This window comes from Microbulbifer regidiadema (SeqCode) (assembly GCF_052467605.1).
The window spans coordinates 2,052,160-2,071,387 of record NZ_CP174316.1 but is presented as its reverse complement, the minus strand read 5'-3'; the positions used below and the strand labels follow the sequence as shown (position 1 = coordinate 2,071,387).

Here is a 19,228-nt window from a genome sequence, read left to right as displayed (position 1 = left end):
TAGTTCTAATTCAACCCAGCTTGCGTGTGTATTTCTAACCCAAAGTTGAACATCAGCACTCACAAGTCATAACTTAAATGAGAGCTGATGCTATAAAGTTCTTTTATATGTTGTGACCTTGCTTCTCCGCTGAAGATTCACAGCTAGAACCGATAGGGGGAGTGGCATGACTCCTCTCGATAAGCTGTTTTCTTTCTATAGCTGCACCTGCAAGATAAATTTTTTCTGGGTTTGTAATTGCTTGTATGTTCTTAATCGGGTTTTCATTTAGCAGGATAAAGTTAGCGCGTTTTCCCTGGGAAATTGACCCTATATCCTCACCTGCATTTAGAGTTTGAGCTGCAACCTGTGTCGTAGAGAGTAAAACTTGTTGATTGGATAGACCAGCTTTGCGCAGGGCTAAAATTTCACTGATTAAACCCAGTCCGTGTGGTGAATAGGGGTTGCCAGAGTCAGAGCCTGCGCCAATTTTAATACCGGCTTTAGCAAGCTTTATAACATTATTATATGCTACGGACTTTTTCTGCCACGCTAGTTCTCTAATGGTCGTTGGTGCTTGGACTTCGTTAAATAGGCAGGCCTGCATTTTGGGGTGTATAGGTGCCAAGTCTAATTGACTGATAGATTGATGCTCATGTTCGTCCCCCTGATTATGATATACCGACAGAGTGGGTATATAGGTAACCTTGTTTTGTTGCATAAGCTCTATAAACTCATTGTCCACCGGCTCAAAATTAATACCGTGGGCTAAAGCGGTGGCACCGGCCCTGATTGCTCGCTTTCCATCCTCCAGGGTGGAGACATGAACAAAAAACGGCAGGTTGGCGCTTTGGGAGCGTTTGCCGATCTCTTCGAGTACATCATCTGAAAGCGGGACGACAGTGCCATCAAATGTCTCTATGATGGCTTTGGTTAACTTTGGTCGATAACTTAAATGTGCATCCCAGCTCGCGCTGATCTGCTCGACACTATCAATCTCATGAACCTTCACTCCGAACTGGGTACCGTGACCTTTAGGATTGGTGAAGGCGGGACCGGATGCAAACACTAGTGGAGCAGAATCGTCCAGCTGGCGTATAGACTGCATTATCTCGCTGGACATCAGAAGGTCTGTAACAGCGGTAACACCATAATAGAGATGATTGTTTAAATTGGTTTCTAGCGGTAAGTGCTGATAATTCTTATAAGTTGACCCAGATGCACTCAGATGCACATGTAAATCGATTAAGCCCGGTATCGCATAAGCACCCTGGGCATCGTGGCTAGTCTCGGCAGATAGGGCTGTGTTGGTCATTGGAGTGATTTTGGCTATGCGGTCACCCTGAATGTATATACGGCTTTTCTCACTGAAACCTTCCGCATTGCTGGTCAATATTTGTACATTGTCGATTCTCAAATCGTAGTCATTCTCTTTTGTTTCAAGAGCGAAGCTAGTACTTGAGGCTAATAGTAAACTAGAGACAATAGCTGTAGCTTTCATGTGGGTTTCGTTTCCTATTGAGTTTTGATCTAGCTTATAGCGACAGCAATCTTGGTGTTGTAAAAAAGGATCAATCGACATATTCATAGCTGAACGAACAGTTTAAGCTTGTGAGTGGTGTGCTATTGAGGTGAGTTGCGGCGGCTGCTCCCGGTTTGGCAGGGTGAACCCTGGCCGTGGGAGGCAGTTCAACGCGGTCTCTTTATCGATATAAAGGACGATAGAGCAGTAGTTGCTTGTTGCGGTATAAGCGATGATACCCCGGGCAAATTGCCAGTCGGGTTTTGCGCTCACTTGAGACGATGCCCATAGTGACCCCATATCTCTACCATACAGGCACTTTTCGGACACCCTGGTAGCTACAGTGCCCTGGTAGCTACAGTGGCATTTGAGCGCTGCGAGGAGGAGAGGGTGCTTTATCAACGGTTCTGACAGATGTCCAGAATGGTCGCTTCTAGACTTGCTCTGCCCGAGTAGCTGCCATCTAATAGCTCACTCAGATGGAAAGGGCATGATGCCTATAAATTTGCTCGCTATAGGGAACCTCAAGCATGGCAAACCGCGCTTATCTTTACAGTCTTAATCATCAGCCAAAATCCTATTCAGATCGCCCTGATACGATCTCGGGTTTATCCGAGTGGCCATATAGTGTCCCCTTCACTTATCGCGTGTTAATGTCCGGAAATCCAAAACTATGTACATCGCTCGTCTCAGATGGCTTTGAGGATGATTCGCCCGATAGTAAAACTAGGCTTTATGCGATCAGCAGTGACTTTGAGGCAGGGTTTGCGCGCTTAAAAAAATTTATTGAAGTTCTGCGGGTTATCGGGAAGGAGATTTCTAATCTACAGGATTCAATGCTAAATAAAACACTAGAGTTCCTTGAAGATCATAAGAATCACTACCTGCTACTTGAGACTATCGAACTAGACTGCATGGATGGCAATGAGGAAGTAGTTTTGCGTGGCTATGTTGAAAGCGAAATCAGCGCTTGCCGTGCAGCGGGGGCTGCTATTGATGCACTGCCTGAAGACCCGAAAATATCAGCGGATATTGTCAAAAATGCAGCGGAAAACAACTCGGAGTCCGTTCTGAGCGCATTTTATGGGCTCCAGTTCAATGAGAAATTTGACGATATTAGCAGTGAGCCACCCATAGGTTTATATTGGAGTGATGTTCTTTTTTATGAATTGGAGAATAAAAAGGAATTTGAGGTGGCTCCTGATCATTGAGTAGGGCGGTCTCGGGTCTCCTTGTGCTAGCTTTGGGTCAGTTTAAAGGTTTGTTAGAGAGATGGCCTCGGCATCTGTCCATGCAGCTTCTTTGGCGACATAAAGGGCAATACAGTCGTGATTGCTCATTGTTTTATATACCTCTTTCTTAAGGCTGTGCGATGTTCAGCGCGCTCTTGAGGGCTGTGCCTTGATAGCGGAGTAGCTGATATGACAAAGCCCTTCAGCTTAAGACTGTGATGATAATTGTGCAGTCTTATCTTATCGGCATAAGATTTTTTAAGTCGCGCGGGCTCGAATTCAAGTGCTTTCTTCATTTTATAGGTGTGAAGGTTTAAGGCATAGGCTTTGCGTTTAATCGATTTGCCACTTTCAAAGGCGCCCCATGATTCGATCTGGTAGTGACTGGTTTTCTTAGTACCGTGCCAATAAATAGTAGAAGGGGGATTTTTGGTGATTGAGGACAGTGTTGCCTTGTTGGGCTGAGATGCCTGTTTCCTCGGTGAACTTGGGACGGGTAGGTCTGTCCAACTGAACAAGCGCGGTTAGTACGGACATTTCATAGTTGACCGGAGATAGCCCAAAATAAAATGCTCAAATAGGTGTTATAAGTTGGGGCTGGCTGGCGATATGGTTGAGAATTGACGGATTTCTAGGGCCGTGTTTATCAAGGGGAAAATATGGAAATTTTTAGGGAATAATAGGAACAATAAACTACTATTTTGTTTTTATTCATAATTTTGTTCTGCACTTGATGAAGGTGACACTTGAGGTTGCTATTTTTGTGGATATCCAGAATGGGTAAAAGCGCTATTTAATGAGGTGATAATTATGTTTGCACGGAGGAAGTCTTACGGTTTTTTGTTGGTGATAGCTCTTATGGGGTACTGGGTTTCTCCTCCGGCATGGTCTCATGTGCGCTGGTTTGTACAAAATGATAGCAAGACAGTTGAGTTTGAGTGGAGTTGGATTTATGCACTCGTGCTTTTCGGTGGCTTTTTATATTGTATGGTGAATAGATCTTTACAATCACTTGAGTCTATAGCGGTTCGCAAAGTATCTGATAAAATTCCCTACCTCTGGTCCGACATTGGCCGTCGCAAAGTTTGGCACTTAACATCCGCATTGATCGGGCTAACCTTTATTTTTAATTATTTTTCGGATGTATTGTTAGCGCCCAATCTGGAGTTCTCTCCCGCGCAAAGCTTTGTCAATAAGTTTCAATTAGCAATTGGTATTGCACTAACTTTAGGTATTAGCCTAAGAAGTTCTGGGTATCTAATCTTATCGCTCATGCTCTTGATCGCGGCTAGTTATCCGCTCTCAATCTGGATTGATTATAGTTTTGAATTTTTAGGGCTTGCACTGGCGTTTATTTGGTATAAAAAACCGGATCTTGGACTGTTTGCCTTACGTTGCGGACTAGGCCTTCAGTTAATGACTCTGGCAATTCACAATAAATGGCTCAACCCCCATTTAGGCCTTGAGTTTCTACAGCACTACCATTGGAATTTTATGTCTTACCTGGGATGGCATTCTTTCTCAGATTTGACGTTCGTTTTTTCTGCTGGAATGGCTGAGTTCTGCTTTGGATTGGTTATCTTATTGGGCTGGTCAACACGGTTGGTAACCATTACAGCATTAAGCTTCTTCGTTTTGACTGCATCTATTCTCGGTATTCATGAATTGATAGGCCATCTACCAATACTTGGTGCTGGAATTCTACTAATTGTTTTTGGTGGGGGAGGGTGTAACTTAAGTTATATCAGAAGACCACTGCAACTAGAATCTCAGGTAGTCACTAGGTATGCCAATTAAATAACTAGTGGACTTGGGTGTCTGTAGATTAGGTTTGGCACTGATATGTAAGAGCATATCAGTGCGTATAATTGGAATTGACAACGTGCTACACTAAAGATGGTACGTCGCTAGATCAAGCGTGATCTCTTACATGCTGAATTATTAAAACTAGGCTTGGTCAGAGATATCTTCCCAAATTTTAGAGTACCCCTGCTCCGCCATCAGCAATCTATTTAATACACTACACTAGTTGATGACCGTAGCTGCCGATGCCGGTCGAGAGAAAGCCAGTGTGTATATTTTGGGGTGTTCTTAAATAACCAGTGAGATTTGAGCCTGCATGGAAGAGGCATTGGTTACGCTCTATTTGTAGTCATTGACTAGCTGCCCATTTGATGACTCCTTGAATTGAGGGTGTTCGTCATCAATTTCGTAAAAATCAGATTTTTCGCTGGTGAAAATATGCCCCATAGTTTTCAACCCGGTTGGGCCATCTAGTGATCCTGCAATAATTCCAGTTGCATCGAGATTAAATGGTTCCCAGAATAGGCTTGAGCCACATTGCTGGCAGAAGCCTCTGCGGGCTATCTCTGATGTTTTATACCACGCCAGCCCGTCATCTTTTGTTATCTTAATATTGACCTTGCGGGCCTTTGTATGAGGGCCGAAACTTCCATGTAGCTTTTGACACATACTACAATGACAGTTAACTACGTTGCGTAGTGGCCCTTTAACCTCATATCGCACTGCCCCACACAGGCAGCCACCGGAAGTAACTGAATTCTTGCTATTCATATATTGGGCCTGTAGATGCAAAAGCTTACTTAAATAGGGATTGTTTTGGAGGCAAGGGCTTGACGGGTAATAGACTCGTTTAAGCAGCGCATAAACCAGCTGAGATCCATCAAGCGATTTCGCCATAGGTTGATGATTTCTTTGAGTTTTCTTATCTCGCCGTGATCGAGAGCATCCCCCTGAAGATGGCGTAGGGCCAAGCTGGAGGCTTTGAATATTTTCTGCCAGCGGAGTATGACCTCGGTGTCAGGCCAGTTCAGCGCTTTTTCTTTGTCGATATAAAGTACGGCATGGTAGTGGTTGCTCATTGCTGCATAGGCAGCGATATCAATAGCGGAGACTGAAGCCAGATCATGCATCCTAGATTCAATCCACCTGTGACGATGCTTATAGTTTTTACCAGACTCTGTATCTCTGCCACACAGAAATGCTCTTCGTACGCAGCGGGAGACACAGTGATAACAGGGCGTGGCGTTGAGCACTGCGTGGAAGAGGCATTGGTTGCGCCCTATTTACACAGTATTTGATCCGGTATTTTATGTGGTGTCAATATGGGTGGCGCTTAAAGCTACTATTTTTGTGAGTGTCAGGGATTATCGCTTCCAGGATTACCTTTTATTTGTGAGGGCTGAACTCTGATATTTCATACCATCGTGCAAGTTAGATGGAAATATTCCTACTTTTTACCGCATAATAAAAACAGGAGTATAAGCTATTTGACGCATGCTGTAATAAAATAATAGTATAGCTCAAAGCAAGCCAAACAAATATGAAGCGAGAGGGGAAAGGGATGATTCGCTTTTTATTTCATGGGGGAACAAGAGAGAAAAATTCGAATGGCTCAACTAGAGATATAGGAATAGCGCATAATAGTGCCTTTTATTTTGCGGCAAAAAAATGTTGCTAATGATTACACTGATGGTGAAAAGCGCTCAATAAAAATAACTACCGGCGCCGACATGGTAAAAAAAATAAATGCATGCGCCCCCAACTCTATCCTCTCTCTTGATATTTTTAGCCATGGAACACCTTATTCTCTAAATTTTTCAGTTAATGAAAACGAAAATTGCGGACTAGTGACTGGTTGGGTAGCAAAGCAAGGACTTAGGTTTCACTACTCCTCCTTGGAAGATGGTATCTATAACTTTTCAGCAGATAGTCGATATGTATCTGATATAAACTTCAATGTATTCTGTAATGAAGCCAGAATACAGATTCATGGTTGCAACACTGCTAAAGGCTTTACGCCTGGGAATACTCTCGTAGAAGAATTCTCTGAGCAGATATATATAGCAAACAAAAAAAGTCTTACGTAATAGGCCATACAGAAAAATCAAATCCAAATATCAATGGAGATAACACAACTATAAAGGGGCAAGACTACCGTCATGGAGAAAGGTCCGTTTACCATAATGGTAAATTATTAAGAAAAACCACTCAAAAAGGGCTAATCTTACACTCAGAAATCCAGGGGTTGATAAAGTAATGAAGGCTAAATGGATCGCACTGGGTTGTATGGCTTTTTCTTTAGGAGCTTTGCTTCTTGCGCATCAGCTCAAATCTAAAGAGGCTGTCGTAAGTGCACGCTATGAAAAGCTGGCCTGTGAGAGTTGTTACCACATGACAGTTGTAAAAAGCAGCAGTCCAGATCTTTTGGGGAAGACGATAATACCAATAGCAAGCGATATCGATATCGAGAAGATGATTAATGATATCGTCTTAAAAGATCAAAAATCTTGCTTGAGAGGTAGGCCATATGTATTTAATTACAATATATTTAAAATCAATCCAGGTGGAATAAGATTCAAGGTGATATCTCAAGAGCTTGAAGAGGCTTGTGAATCCATAAGTAAGTAAAATTATGGTTGCCTAGTTATATTCAGAATTCCCTATCGCTCCTTTTGAAAACAATCGACTAGAATTCTAGATGGATATTAAATAAAAATATAAACCGACAGCATAATTGATAAAAGAGTGAAAACCTATAGGGCGCTGGATTTTTGTACGGGTTGATGTGTGTTCGGTCGACGACTGTACCCCGAAGCACAAAGATATCTCTTGATGCAGTACTCCATAATCATGAATGGATTGAGGGTCGTATGTACAAGCTCTCATAGGTCTTTGTGCTGAATATTACCGCCTATGCAGTAATGAGTAATTACTACTATATAGTACTCGGCATTGATATAAAAGCGGCTGCTAAGTGGTCAGGGCTGCCCCATATAAATCGGTGTAAAAACGAACAAAATAGGCCTAGAATAGCCCTCTTTTTTGATTTGTAGAGTGTTTTTTAGACGAAATGGATGGCGTTAGCCTTTTACATCACTTTGACGACATAGACGACCCTCGAGTTGATAGGCACAAGCTGCACGCCCTACCCGATATTTTACTTATCATGTTTTGTGGTGTCATTTGTGGTGCGGAAAGCTGTAGAGATTTTGTTGATTTTGCAGAATCCAAGAAAGACTACCTAAAAAAATTCACGCCTCTAAATAATGGAATACCCTCAAAAAACACTTTTAGCTGGGTTCTTTCAAATTTAGACCCTGAGAAATTTAAGCACTGTTTTCTGCAGTGGATCCAAGGTATTCAGCAAGAACTCGGTAAAGTGATTGCGATCGATGGCAAGTCATTAAGACGCAGCTTCGATCAGGCCAATAAACGATCCCCTATACATATGGTGAGCGCTTTTGCATTCAAGGCTCGACTTGTCCTTGCACAGCAAAAGGTAGAAGAAAAATCGAATGAAATTACGGCCATACCGAAGTTACTGGAGGTTCTTGATCTCAATGGTGCGATTATCACACTTGACGCCATGGGCTGCCAGAAAACGATTACCCAGAAGATTATCGAACGAGGTGGCGACTATGTGATTGCCGTGAAGGGCAACCAGGACAAACTGTATCAGCAAATTGCCGGGAATTTTAATAATTTATTCGATATGCAGCACCACAAGCAGGTCGGTACTGATTGTGTAAAAGAGGTGAACCGAGGCCGAATAGAATCCAGAAAATGCCTCTCTACTAGCAGTGAGGATGACAGTCGCTTTAGGTCAGGAAATTCACCAGAGAATATGGCGATCTTAAGGCATTCGGCCTTAAATCAGTTGCAAACGATAAAGCCCCTTTTTAGGAAAGATATGAGCATTAAAAGACTTCGAAAGAAAGCGGGCTGGGATAGTGAAACTTTAGGCAAAATAATTACAGCCACAATTTAGGCTGGTTTATATGGGGCAGCCCTGGTAACCGAACCTTCTGATAAAGATTGGAATGGACTATGACTTATAAAATCAGCTTTAACCACGAAGATTTCTTGAATCTCAGCATCGATATGATGGAGCTAATGTTCACTGTGGGTGAAAGCATGGGTGGAATGAAAGCTTTTGATAATTACCCTTGGGATAATAAGTCGATCAAGGATGTTTGGGAGGATCATGGTGGTACTTTTATTCATGTTGATGGTTTAGATCAAGTTGAGAAGCCTGATGTTACTACCTGGAATAGGTCGCATTTGGTGCTGTCAACCAAAGCCCAATCAGTTCTTTCTGAAGAGCTTGCTCCGTATGGGGAGTTTCTACCTATAACTTTGGATGGCCAGCCCTACGTGATCTTCAACTGTTTAAATACAGTTTCTGCGGACAAGTCTGTAAGTAGAGCAGATATTCAAAATGATCTGTGGCTGGGGGTTAAAAGTATTGGTTTTAGCGACGAAGAGGTCACTTCAAACTTAATTTTCAAGACTCGATTTGACCGGTGTGCAAATCTCTACTGTGGAGACCGTTTTAGGGATATTGTGGAAGGGGCGGGGCTAAAAGGGTTGAAATTCCTGGAAAATCTGGTTTCATAATTTTAAGGGACTTCTGATCAATCAGGTATTTTTCTAGAATTAAGCTGAATTGCTTAAAAATGCACCTTATTACGCGAAAATGCTTAATTTTCGTGTAATAACCTCCTGATTTTTCACCTAAAGTCTGCAGTAGGCGCATTTTTTTCAAGAAATTTTTCCTTGCGGGTCTTACGGCGCTTATTCCGGCATTCGGCTTCAGCAAAGCTAACTTGGTGCATGACTTGTGTTACTCTATTTTGCTCACTGTCCGCTGTTATTTTACCCTATTTGGGCTGGGGCTTGTTCAGAGCTTCTTTAACTCTAATAACCTAAATTTTTGTTAACAGCCTAAGTTTGATACCGGCACTTCCTCTCAGCCGTGTCCCGCTAATCTACTCCTACCCCAAGCCTCGATGGTACGATTGCTGAACTTTTACCCAAAAAGTAACACTTTCTAAGTCCCGAGTGCCCTGGATTGAATGGCGCTTGAAGCTACTACTTTTATGGGTGTCCAGAATCTCCGGCTCTTGGAGCTTTACGTTTCTTATCTGCTGGCAGTCTGAACTTATCAGTGCTGGATAATCTAAATATTACAACCACTAGTGATATTAATAATTCAGCGGGCCGCGACTTAAAGGAACAAATCGGAAATATTCGCGAATCAGTGGCCAAGGTTCGCCAAACCATAAAAGTAAAAGACGGTGGCAAGGTTTGGTTAGGTAGTGAATCTTTAAATATGCTGAAAGTGCTAGAGGATTTAATAGGCGTAGTGTCTGTCCTGGCCGCCCCCCTGGCGACGCACTCGCACTCAGGGAATGGTTAGAAGCCAACCCAAGAGGCGGCAATTAATGGGCATAAGAGCAGTGCGGATAGTTTGAAATCTCAGCTTGGCGCGGTGCGGGCTTAAGCTGGTTATACACTTAAAAGGAGAGAAATTATGAATAATAGAGTAAATAGGTACGCCATTTTCGCGGAGCGGGTTCACTTGATGAATGGCGGAGCTAAGAGCTTTAGAGGTTCCGCACCTACTGAAGAGGCGGCAATGGAGCTGGCAGAAGAGATAGCGAAATCTAAGAAAGCCGAGTTTTATTCTTGGTTGCAGATTCTTGACATTGTGACTGGAACCTATACCGAGTATTCGATAAAGTGGGGTGGGGTTTTAGAGGTAAGGGTAGTATAAGCCTACCCTTGCCTTGATGGCTGTTGGATATAGTGTAGATTACATTTGGTTTTTACTATACATTCTGCGGTCCTGGTAAGGGGTGGTTTTTTATTAACCCCCATTTCCCATCAGCCTTTTCTGACCCTCTGGCGCCAGCAATAAAGAGGAGCCGTTTAGTCTCCTCTTCAGATGCGCCAATCACTGCACTCAGTACAGATAGGCTTCTCCATTTTTCTTCATATCTTTCATCATTTAGCATCTTTTTTAGCAAGTCGATACGTTTGTTTTCAAGTTTTTTTTGGGGGCCTTCTTTTAGTTTATATAAAATAAAATTTCCAAGAAATGTCAAAAGTGCACTGGTAATTGCCGTGAACAATCCTATTAAGGCAATCCAGAATTTTGAGTCCGAAATAATTTTGTTTGCAATTTCTGATGCAAGTTGTGATTCGTTCATTACTAATGTTCACTTTATAGTGTCATCATAAACAAGGTGTTATGTAAGGTGCGATCTATATGGTTGATAACTGGCTGGTCGCCGTAAAGCTTATTAGCCAGTTAAGTTTGCCGGGGAGAAGCCAAGCTTGTATTCATCCGTACCAATTCTTACATCGAAAATTTTAATATTGCTACGCTTAGACTCAATGATAGAGATGACGCTTTCTCTAGCCAATGAAGGCATTTTTTCAGCTATGTATATGGCCCTAATGCTCGAAGGATCATAATAATGTTTCCCACGATTTAGAGAGGTAAAGCGAACTTCATTCTCTATTATCCAGTTTCGCTCTTTTACATTGAACGCTTTTAGTATTTCTATGAATGCCTCTGTATCACCCTTTAAGCAGCTCTGCATGAAAGACTTTAGATTTACTGTAGGAAGAGATCTATCTTCAGGGTATTTGACAGGAGATGTATTGAGCATTACCGAGTTGCTTGATTGAATTGATTCCTTCAATCTATTGAAGTCGAATTCAATACAATAACCTTTAAAGCCATTCGCATAATGTGCCCACATTTGCAAATTGTTTAGTGGAGAAGGGATTGCATCGTTATCTCTGGCTTTTGATTGTGAGAACACAAAATATTTATTCCTATATAATTTTTGTAATTCCTCAAATTTATCTTTGGCCCATGAGTCGACATATTGAGAAAATGAGATTTCTTTATTTTCATAATTTTCTCTGTGGTAACGGTTAACTTCCGCTTCTGGGGTGGATTCCTTTAGTGGGAAATCAGGAAAGTATTTTTTTAAGAAATTCATCCGTAATTCATGGCTGATACCATCTGTATTGAACCTGGCATAGCCTTCGAAGGGATCATTGAGGCTTGTAAAATCAGCAAACCATATATAATTTTCATGTAAGGCATCAAAGTCTCTTTCGGTTCCGAATCTAAATTTAAACGTTCTAATACTCATTCACTGTACCCTTAAATACATAGTGGTTTTACGGTAGTGGGGAATTCATGGTATTTGTGCATGACTTCCCTGATTTGATCTACGAATAATGTAAGTTTCATGTCTGATCTTTATGTCTTTGTATCCGTATATGAAGTTGACCAAAGGAGTTCCATAGCCAATCAGTATGGTTGCCACTTTCATTCCTGGACTAGGAGCGGATGCAAATATAAGCTCCATTCCTCCAAAGAAAATAAGCCATGTGACGCTGGCAAATGTTAAAATTACAGAGAGATAGTTTTTAACTAGTGTTGCCTTGAAGAATTCTTCTTTTTTAATTAAGTTGAAAAATAATTTTCTCATAGAATAGCGTTTTGCCTTTTTGTTATTTGCCAATTAGGTTAACTAGCTTGCTGGTTGGCCTTCTGGCCTACTCTAAGATTTTGATGGGGAGAGAAAAGCCGTTATCGCCAAATACTTTCCGGCGGAGGGGTTATAAAGTTGGATATCTATTATTATTCTATCGGCAACACGAGCCGTGGTTACAGTGTGATGCTCCCTTGACTGTATATATTTTTCGCTACCCCATAGACAGGTTGCTTCTATCCCCTCTTCATTCATTAAAGAAGTAACTGCGATTTTTTGTCCAAGGTTTGCTCCAGGTATTAATATTTCACACTTGTGCGAAGGGGATTCACCAACCACAATCAGGATACCATTATCACTGTTACTGGCTTCCATAATGCTGAGCTGGTCTGGATCAATTTCTATTAGGTTATCTGCTGTTGGGTAGACTTCATTTCCTTTCATTGCATCCTGACAGCCAGATAAAGCCATCAAGTAGTTACAAACCTTCAAGAACCCCTTAAAAAATCGCATAACCAGCTCCCTCTGATTTTCTTTGATCATTAATTGTGCGACAAAAATGGCCTCCGGTCACTCCTCCCCACGCCTGCCGATTTTGGGCGCTGTTTTGGTTGATGAAATGAGACTAGCGGCCCTGGCCTGAGCTGGTGCGGGGTTTGGGTAAGAATTGGATTTCACACTTTGAAGAGTTGCGAAGAGAGGTGAAAGGATGTTGCACGGCCGGAAGGCTAGGTGGGTGCAAAGTGTCAACGCGATTTTGCGTTGACACCTTGTTGACACTTTGGCGCCAAAACCAACAAATAAGTCTTTTACAAAGTGGCTCGCGCAGAAACAAAAAACCCGCGAAAGCCTACGCTATCGCGGGTTTGAGAGATGGTACCAGAGGCCGGACTCGAACCGGCACGCTTTTAAGGGCGGGGGATTTTGAATCCCCTGTGTCTACCAATTTCACCACTCTGGCACTTTCGCTGTTCGACCTGAAGGTCTGTGCGAAGAGGGCGTGATTATAGCAATGCTTTGGCCAGGGTCAACTAGTGATTTCAATAACTTAGCGCATTTTCTGTCGTCCTAGTTGAGGAGCCTCTGAGAAACTCCGTAATGCCTCTGTGGGTCTTGAGGGCTGCAGATGTTAGGCGCAGCTCGCCGCGAATGGCACAGTCCTTTGCAAGAGCTGCAACGTGGCAGCTGTAGCCCTCAAGGCCCACCCTTTGGGGCTTGCAGAGCAATTCACACTCGGCGTTGCGGCTTCTTGCAAGGTCTAGACATTCCTGCAAAGCCGCGCCTTGATTGTGAACTGCTCTGCATGCCAGAGGTATCACGGAGTTTTTCAGAGGCTCCTTAACAGCTCCTAAAATTTCCTATAACCTTCGCGACCTCTCCATAGTTTCTAGATTTCCAGGATTCCATGCAGCGTCAGGACTTTGACTTTCATCTGCCCGATGAGCTGATCGCCCGCGCGCCCACCGAGGAGCGCCGTGGCAGCCGCCTTTTGTGTCTGGATGGGCCCAGTGGGGCCATCGTACATCGGCAGTTCCCAGATATTCTCGACCAGGTACAGGCCGGTGACCTGATCGTGTTTAACGATACCCGGGTGATCCCGGCGCGCCTGTTCGCGCAGAAGGAGACCGGCGGCAAGCTGGAAATCCTGGTGGAGCGGGTGCTCAACCACACCGATATCTGGGCCCATGTGCGCTCCAGCAAGTCGCCCAAGCCCGGTTCCAGTATCGTCCTCGAAGACGGCACCCGCATTGAGGTGACCGGCAGAAAGGACGCGCTGTTCGAGCTGTCCTTCCCCAAAGAGGAGGGCGTGCTGGCGATTCTGGAGCGCCTCGGCCATATGCCGCTGCCCCCTTATATCGACCGGGACGACGACGCCAGCGATCGCGAGCGCTATCAAACCGTATACGGCCGCAATGCCGGTGCCGTGGCGGCGCCGACGGCGGGGCTGCACTTTGATGATGAGATGATCGGTGCATTGCGGGATAAAGGCGCCGAGGTGGTGTTCGTGACCCTGCATGTGGGCGCCGGCACCTTCCAGCCGGTGCGCGTGGACAATATCTTTGAACACCAGATGCACAGCGAAGTGCTGGATGTCTCCCAGGATGTGGTGGATGCGGTAGCCGCTTGCCGCGCCCGCAATGGCAGCGTGATCGCGGTGGGCACCACCAGTGTGCGCGCGCTGGAGAGTGCGGCGCGCAGTGGCCAGTTGCAGGCCACCGTGGGGGAGACCGATATCTTTATTTACCCGGGCTATGAGTTTCAGGTGGTGGACAAGTTGGTCACCAACTTCCACCTGCCGGAGTCCACCCTGTTGATGCTGGTGAGTGCCTTCGCGGGATACCAGCACACGATGGCCGCCTACCGGGCCGCTGTGGAGGAGCGCTACCGCTTCTTTAGTTACGGCGATGCCATGTTTATTACCCGCGATCCCAATGCCGTAAAAGAAGAAGTCGCACCAGCGAAAGGAGATACCCCGTGAGCCGCGAATGTTTTATGCAGTTTGAAGTGGACACCACCGATGGTAAGGCCCGTCGCGGCCGCCTGCGCTTTCCGCGCGGCGTGGTGGAAACCCCGGCGTTTATGCCGGTGGGCACCTACGGCACTGTAAAAGGCATGTTGCCGAGGGATATCGAGGGGATCGGTGCGCAGATTATTCTGGGCAATACCTTCCACCTGATGCTGCGCCCGGGCACCGAAGTGGTGAAAGCCCACGGCGACCTACACGATTTTACCCAGTGGTCCGGCCCGATCCTCACCGACTCCGGCGGTTTCCAGGTATTTAGCCTGGGGGAACTGCGCAAGATTACCGAAGAGGGGGTGTCCTTCCGCTCGCCTATCGATGGCAGCCCGGTATTTTTGGACCCGGAAGAATCCATGCGTGTGCAGCGGGACCTGGGCTCGGATATCGTAATGATCTTCGACGAGTGTACCCCCTATCCGGCCACTACCGATGAGGCGCGCAAGTCTATGGAGCTGTCCCTGCGCTGGGCGGAGCGCTCCAAGAAGGCCCACGGCGATAGCCCGTCGGCGCTGTTCGGCATTGTGCAGGGCGGTATGTACCCGGAATTGCGCGATGTATCCCTGCGCGGTCTCACTGAGATTGGTTTCGATGGCTATGCCATTGGCGGCCTGTCTGTGGGCGAGCCGAAAGAGGAGATGATCAAGGTCCTGGATCACCTGGCTCATAAAATGCCGGAAGACAAGCCGCGCTACCTGATGGGCGTGGGCAAGCCGGAGGATATTGTCGAGGCGGTGCGTCGCGGTGTGGATATGTTCGACTGCGTTATGCCCACCCGCAATGCGCGCAACGGCCACCTGTTTACCTTCGAGGGGGTGGTGAAAATCCGCAACGCCAGACACCGCCACGATACGGGTCCCCTGGAGGAAGAGTGCGATTGCTACACCTGTGAGAATTTCTCCCGCGCCTACCTGCACCACCTGGATCGCTGCGGTGAAATTCTCGGCGCGCAGCTGAATACGATTCACAATCTGCGCCACTACCAGCGCCTGATGCAAAAGCTGCGCGATGCTATTGCCGCCAATGAGCTGGAGGCTTATGTCGCCGAGTTCTACCAGGGCCTGGGCCGCGAAGTGCCGCCGCTGGAGGCCTGATCGCCGCGCACTTTTATCCTATTTGGGGGGCAGTCGACCGCACGACTGTGCCCCTGTCATTTGTCCGCTCTCCCGATCCCCGTATAATCAGCCCCACTTTTGTCGGCGGCTGTGTACCTTGCAATCCGTTCACTGCGCCCACATATCCAGGCAATTGCCTCGGCAGATTGCCAAGATTTACCGGCCCTCGGGGTCACACTAGAACAATGAGAACAGCATGAATCGCTACCCGATCTGGAAGTACTTTCTGATTCTCGCGGTTGTGGCCTTTGGCCTGACCTATGCCGCGCCCAATCTCTACAAGCCGGACCCTGCCGTGCAGATTTCCGGGCAGTCCAGTGCGCTCACCATCGGCCCAGAGGTCCTGGAGAATGCACAAAAAGCCCTGGATGAAGTCGGCATTGCGCACTTCGGCGGTGAAGTGGGGGATAAGTCTGTACTGATTCGTTTAAATTCCATGGAGGAGCAGTTACCGGCAAAGGAGGCGATTCAAAAAGCCCTTGGAACCTCTGACTATGTTGTCGCCCTGAACCTGGCCTCCACCACGCCCCAGTGGATGAAAGATATCGGCGCTAGCCCGATGAAACTCGGTTTGGACCTGGCCGGTGGTGTGCACTTCCTGATGGAAGTCGATACCAACACCATCGTCAAGAACAACATGGAGAGCTATGAGCAGGAAGTGAAGACCAAGCTGCGCGCAGCCAAGGCCCGTTACCGCAATGTGGAGTTGGTGGAGGACCGGGAGATTATTGCCCGCTTCCGCAACGAGGAATTGCGCAGCCTGGCGATGTCCACCCTGCGCAAGGAATTCCCGCAGCTTCAACTGCGCGAGTCCGGCAGCGGTGAAAACCTGGAGATCCGCGCAACCCTGACCGAGCAGGAAACTAAGCAGCTGGAAGATGATGCCGTCACCCAGAACCTTTCCACCCTGCGCAACCGGGTGAACGAGCTGGGCGTTGCCGAGCCGATCGTACAGCGCCAGGGCCGCAACCGCATCGTAGTGGAGCTGCCCGGTGTGCAGGACACCGCCGAGGCCAAGCGTATTATCGGCAAGACCGCCAACCTGGAATACCGCATGGAAGCCCGCTCCGATGAGCTGGTCTCCAACAAGGAGTACTTCGAGTACCGCGATGAGCGCCAGGCGCAGATGTACGGCGGTGCCTGGTTGGAGCGCCAGATCATTATCAAGGGCGACAGCGTTACCAATGCCCGCGTCGGTTACGACGAGAGCGGCTTCCCTCAAGTAAATATCACTCTCGACGCCCGTGGCGGCGAGATGATGCACCGCGCTACCTGGAAAAATGTCGGTCGCCGTATGGGCACCCTGTTTATCGAGACTCGCTTTGAGCCGGTAACCGAGATCGACGAAAACGGTAACGAAGTAATCGTGCAGAAGCGCACCGAAGAGCGGAAAATTATCAGCCTGGCCACGGTACAGAGTGCCCTGGGCAAGCAGTTCCGCACCACCGGTCTGGACAGCCCGGCCGAGGCGCAGGAACTGGCCCTGTTGCTGCGCGCCGGTGCCTTGGCCGCGCCCATGTACTTTGTCGAAGAGCGCGTGATCGGCCCATCTCTGGGTGCGGATAACATCAAAGTGGGTGTGCAATCCGTACAGATCGGTCTGCTGGCCGTGATTATCTGTATGCTGATTTCCTACCGCGTATTCGGCCTGGCCGCGAACCTGGCGCTGGCGGTGAATATGATTCTGCTGGTGGCGGTGATGTCGCTGCTGGGTGCAACCCTGACCCTGCCCGGTATTGCCGGTATCGTATTGACTGTGGGTATGGCGGTGGATGCCAATGTGCTGATCTTCTCGCGAATACGGGAGGAGCTCAGGAATGGGATGCCTCCCCAGACCGCGATCAGCGCCGGTTTTGACAACGCTTACAGCACCATTGTGGATGCGAATATCACCACCTTAATTGTGGCGGTGATCCTGTATGCCATCGGCTCCGGCCCGGTACAGGGCTTCGCGGTAACCCTGTCGATCGGTATTCTCACCTCCATGTTCAGCGCCATTATGGGTACGCGAGCGATTATTAACTTGTTCTACGGCGGTCGCCGTGTACAGAAGCTCTGGATTTAAGGGGGTCAGTCATGAGTGAGACCAAAGTGGATAACGACAAAATTACCGAGTACATGGGCAAGCGCGTCTACGACTTTATGCGCTGGCGCAAGATCGCCGGGGTTGTCTCGGTGGTGCTGGTACTGGCCTCCATCGCCGCGCTGGCCATGAACGGCCTCAAGTTCGGCCTGGATTTTACCGGCGGTACCCAGGTGGAAGTGGGCTACGAGGTGACACCCGCTATCAGCGATGTGCGCGAGCAGCTGGAAGCGGCGGGCTACGACGGCGCTACGGTGGTGAATTTTGGTTCTGAGAAGGACCTGCTTATCAAGTTGCCCCCTTCGGTGACTGAAGAGGAAACCAAGATCAGCGCTACCAGCCAGGAGACAGTAACCCCCATTGGCGACAAGGTGGTGACACTGTTGAGTGCGGGCAGCGACGGTGAGGTGGAACTGCGTCGGACTGAGATGGTGGGCCCCCAAGTGGGTGCCGAGCTGCGCGACGACGGCGGCCTGGGTATGATGCTGGCCCTGTTTATGGTGATGGTTTACGTCGCCCTGCGCTTCCAGTACAAGTTCTCTTTCGGCGCGGTGGCGGCCCTCGGCCACGATGTGATTATCGTGCTGGGCTTCTTTGCGGTGATGGGGCTGGATTTCGATCTGACCGTACTGGCGGCGGTGCTGGCGGTAATCGGTTACTCCCTGAACGATACCATCGTGGTGTCGGACCGCATCCGCGAGAACTTCCGCAAGGTGCGCAAGGCTGAGGCGGAGGAGATTATCAATATCTCGATCAGCCAGACCCTGGGCCGTACCTTTATGACCTCTTTCACTACCTTGCTGGTGCTGTGGGCACTGCAATTCTTCGGTGGTGAGCTGATCCACAACTTCTCCCTGGCCCTGATTGTGGGTGTGGTTGTGGGTACCTACTCCTCTGTGTACGTGGCTGCCAACGTGCTGATGGGGCTGAAGATCAACAAAGAAGATCTGATGCCGCCGGTGAAAGAGGGAGCGGAACTGGAAGAGATGCCCTGATCTGAGCGATAGCCGGCTGCGCTAGCGCAGCCCTGCTCAAGCGGCCCCGGCCGCGCCTCGCAGTAAAGTTGCGCGGCGCTGTCGGGGTTTTTTTATGGCTGCGGGATTTTTGCCGCGCCTTAGGCTCTGGGTTTTTTACCCAGGGTAATGTGCTTGGGGCCGGAGCTGTGGGTCTGGCCGCTGACGCCTTTGGGTACCTGCTCGATCTCACCGCCGCCGGCGAGGAAGGCCTTTACCTGCTCTTCAATACTTTTGCTGGTTTCGAGGGGAGCAGTCTGTTTGCGGTTGGAAGAGGAGGGTTTTTTGGCCACGATGAATATCCGTTTCTTATTAGTGGGCAGGGCATCTTAGCATTGTCTGCACAAAAAATCACCCAAGTGGCCAGAGTCTGCGCATAGCGGATACTTTGCCGGCAGGTTTCGACGCTCCGTGTCGCCTGCGGATAAATCGGGCTGCGTGGCTCA

At 47.6% G+C, this 19,228-nt stretch carries 21 protein-coding genes and 1 tRNA gene; 12 read left to right on the top strand and 10 right to left on the bottom strand.

The genetic code is table 11. The features are described from left to right. Window positions 1-103 precede the first annotated feature (103 nt). Entirely contained in the window at window positions 104-1,480 is a 1,377-nt protein-coding gene (locus ACJJIF_RS09750; protein WP_444932021.1) for an amidohydrolase family protein, read from the bottom strand. Between the two features lie 551 nt (window positions 1,481-2,031). Here ACJJIF_RS09750 and ACJJIF_RS09745 point away from each other — a divergent pair. After that, window positions 2,032-2,712, top strand: coding sequence for a DUF7822 domain-containing protein (locus ACJJIF_RS09745; RefSeq protein ID WP_444932020.1), 681 nt, complete (start codon window positions 2,032-2,034; stop codon window positions 2,710-2,712). Window positions 2,713-2,837: 125 nt separating this feature from the next. Here ACJJIF_RS09745 and ACJJIF_RS09740 read toward each other — a convergent pair whose 3' ends face one another. Then, window positions 2,838-3,029: a YhfG family protein gene (locus tag ACJJIF_RS09740; RefSeq protein ID WP_444932337.1), complete on the bottom strand. Its 192-nt coding sequence runs from the start codon at window positions 3,027-3,029 to the stop codon at window positions 2,838-2,840. Window positions 3,030-3,591: 562 nt separating this feature from the next. On the opposite strand from ACJJIF_RS09740, the gene ACJJIF_RS09735 reads away from it, so the two are divergent. Continuing rightward, the gene (locus tag ACJJIF_RS09735; protein WP_444932019.1) at window positions 3,592-4,530 is read left to right on the top strand and encodes a hypothetical protein; all 939 of its coding nucleotides are present in this window, start codon (window positions 3,592-3,594) and stop codon (window positions 4,528-4,530) included. Window positions 4,531-4,875: 345 nt separating this feature from the next. On the opposite strand, the gene ACJJIF_RS09730 is transcribed toward ACJJIF_RS09735, so the two are convergent. Both ACJJIF_RS09730 and ACJJIF_RS09725 read right to left on the bottom strand, forming a co-directional pair. Continuing rightward, window positions 4,876-5,307, bottom strand: a complete 432-nt coding sequence (locus ACJJIF_RS09730) for a GFA family protein (RefSeq protein WP_444932018.1) — start codon at window positions 5,305-5,307, stop codon at window positions 4,876-4,878. Window positions 5,308-5,336: 29 nt separating this feature from the next. Then, window positions 5,337-5,666: a hypothetical protein gene (locus ACJJIF_RS09725; RefSeq protein ID WP_444932017.1), complete on the bottom strand. Its 330-nt coding sequence runs from the start codon at window positions 5,664-5,666 to the stop codon at window positions 5,337-5,339. A 513-nt stretch (window positions 5,667-6,179) separates the two neighbouring features. On the opposite strand from ACJJIF_RS09725, the gene ACJJIF_RS09720 reads away from it, so the two are divergent. From ACJJIF_RS09720 to ACJJIF_RS09695, 6 genes are all read left to right on the top strand, one after another. Next, window positions 6,180-6,623: a hypothetical protein gene (locus ACJJIF_RS09720; protein ID WP_444932016.1), complete on the top strand. Its 444-nt coding sequence runs from the start codon at window positions 6,180-6,182 to the stop codon at window positions 6,621-6,623. 169 nt (window positions 6,624-6,792) lie between these two features. Further along, entirely contained in the window at window positions 6,793-7,164 is a 372-nt protein-coding gene (locus ACJJIF_RS09715; RefSeq protein WP_444932015.1) for a hypothetical protein, read from the top strand. Between the two features lie 442 nt (window positions 7,165-7,606). Beyond that, window positions 7,607-8,524: an ISAs1 family transposase gene (locus ACJJIF_RS09710; protein WP_444932014.1), complete on the top strand. Its 918-nt coding sequence runs from the start codon at window positions 7,607-7,609 to the stop codon at window positions 8,522-8,524. Between the two features lie 59 nt (window positions 8,525-8,583). Then, complete coding sequence (locus ACJJIF_RS09705; RefSeq protein WP_444932013.1) at window positions 8,584-9,153, top strand: hypothetical protein; 570 nt, start codon at window positions 8,584-8,586, stop codon at window positions 9,151-9,153. Between the two features lie 550 nt (window positions 9,154-9,703). After that, window positions 9,704-9,955, top strand: coding sequence for a hypothetical protein (locus ACJJIF_RS09700; protein ID WP_444932012.1), 252 nt, complete (start codon window positions 9,704-9,706; stop codon window positions 9,953-9,955). Between the two features lie 114 nt (window positions 9,956-10,069). After that, a complete protein-coding gene (locus ACJJIF_RS09695) occupies window positions 10,070-10,312 on the top strand; it encodes a hypothetical protein (RefSeq protein ID WP_444932011.1) in 243 nt (80 codons plus the stop codon). A 55-nt stretch (window positions 10,313-10,367) separates the two neighbouring features. Here ACJJIF_RS09695 and ACJJIF_RS09690 read toward each other — a convergent pair whose 3' ends face one another. The 5 genes from ACJJIF_RS09690 to ACJJIF_RS09670 form a co-directional block, all read right to left on the bottom strand. Then, entirely contained in the window at window positions 10,368-10,748 is a 381-nt protein-coding gene (locus ACJJIF_RS09690; RefSeq protein ID WP_444932010.1) for a hypothetical protein, read from the bottom strand. Between the two features lie 93 nt (window positions 10,749-10,841). Beyond that, entirely contained in the window at window positions 10,842-11,708 is an 867-nt protein-coding gene (locus tag ACJJIF_RS09685; protein ID WP_444932009.1) for a DUF2971 domain-containing protein, read from the bottom strand. 45 nt (window positions 11,709-11,753) lie between these two features. Next, entirely contained in the window at window positions 11,754-12,083 is a 330-nt protein-coding gene (locus tag ACJJIF_RS09680; RefSeq protein WP_444932008.1) for a hypothetical protein, read from the bottom strand. Window positions 12,084-12,122: 39 nt separating this feature from the next. Continuing rightward, window positions 12,123-12,596, bottom strand: coding sequence for a hypothetical protein (locus ACJJIF_RS09675; RefSeq protein WP_444932007.1), 474 nt, complete (start codon window positions 12,594-12,596; stop codon window positions 12,123-12,125). 331 nt (window positions 12,597-12,927) lie between these two features. Then, a tRNA-Leu gene (locus ACJJIF_RS09670) sits at window positions 12,928-13,014 on the bottom strand. 444 nt (window positions 13,015-13,458) lie between these two features. Here ACJJIF_RS09670 and queA point away from each other — a divergent pair. From queA to secF, 4 genes are all read left to right on the top strand, one after another. Then, entirely contained in the window at window positions 13,459-14,532 is a 1,074-nt protein-coding gene (gene queA, locus ACJJIF_RS09665) for a tRNA preQ1(34) S-adenosylmethionine ribosyltransferase-isomerase QueA (protein ID WP_444932006.1), read from the top strand. 14 nt (window positions 14,533-14,546) lie between these two features. Next, window positions 14,547-15,665 (top strand): tRNA guanosine(34) transglycosylase Tgt, encoded by a 1,119-nt coding sequence (gene tgt / locus ACJJIF_RS09660; protein ID WP_444932336.1) that lies wholly within the window; start codon window positions 14,547-14,549, stop codon window positions 15,663-15,665. 217 nt (window positions 15,666-15,882) lie between these two features. Beyond that, entirely contained in the window at window positions 15,883-17,751 is a 1,869-nt protein-coding gene (gene secD / locus ACJJIF_RS09655; protein WP_444932005.1) for a protein translocase subunit SecD, read from the top strand. A gap of 11 nt (window positions 17,752-17,762) precedes the next feature. Beyond that, a complete protein-coding gene (gene secF / locus ACJJIF_RS09650) occupies window positions 17,763-18,764 on the top strand; it encodes a protein translocase subunit SecF (RefSeq protein ID WP_444932004.1) in 1,002 nt (333 codons plus the stop codon). Window positions 18,765-18,883: 119 nt separating this feature from the next. On the opposite strand, the gene ACJJIF_RS09645 is transcribed toward secF, so the two are convergent. Next, window positions 18,884-19,075 carry a PFL_1563 family small protein gene (locus ACJJIF_RS09645; RefSeq protein ID WP_444932003.1) on the bottom strand — a complete coding sequence of 64 codons (192 nt, stop codon included), beginning with the start codon at window positions 19,073-19,075 and terminating at the stop codon, window positions 18,884-18,886. Between the last annotated feature and the right edge of the window lie 153 nt (window positions 19,076-19,228).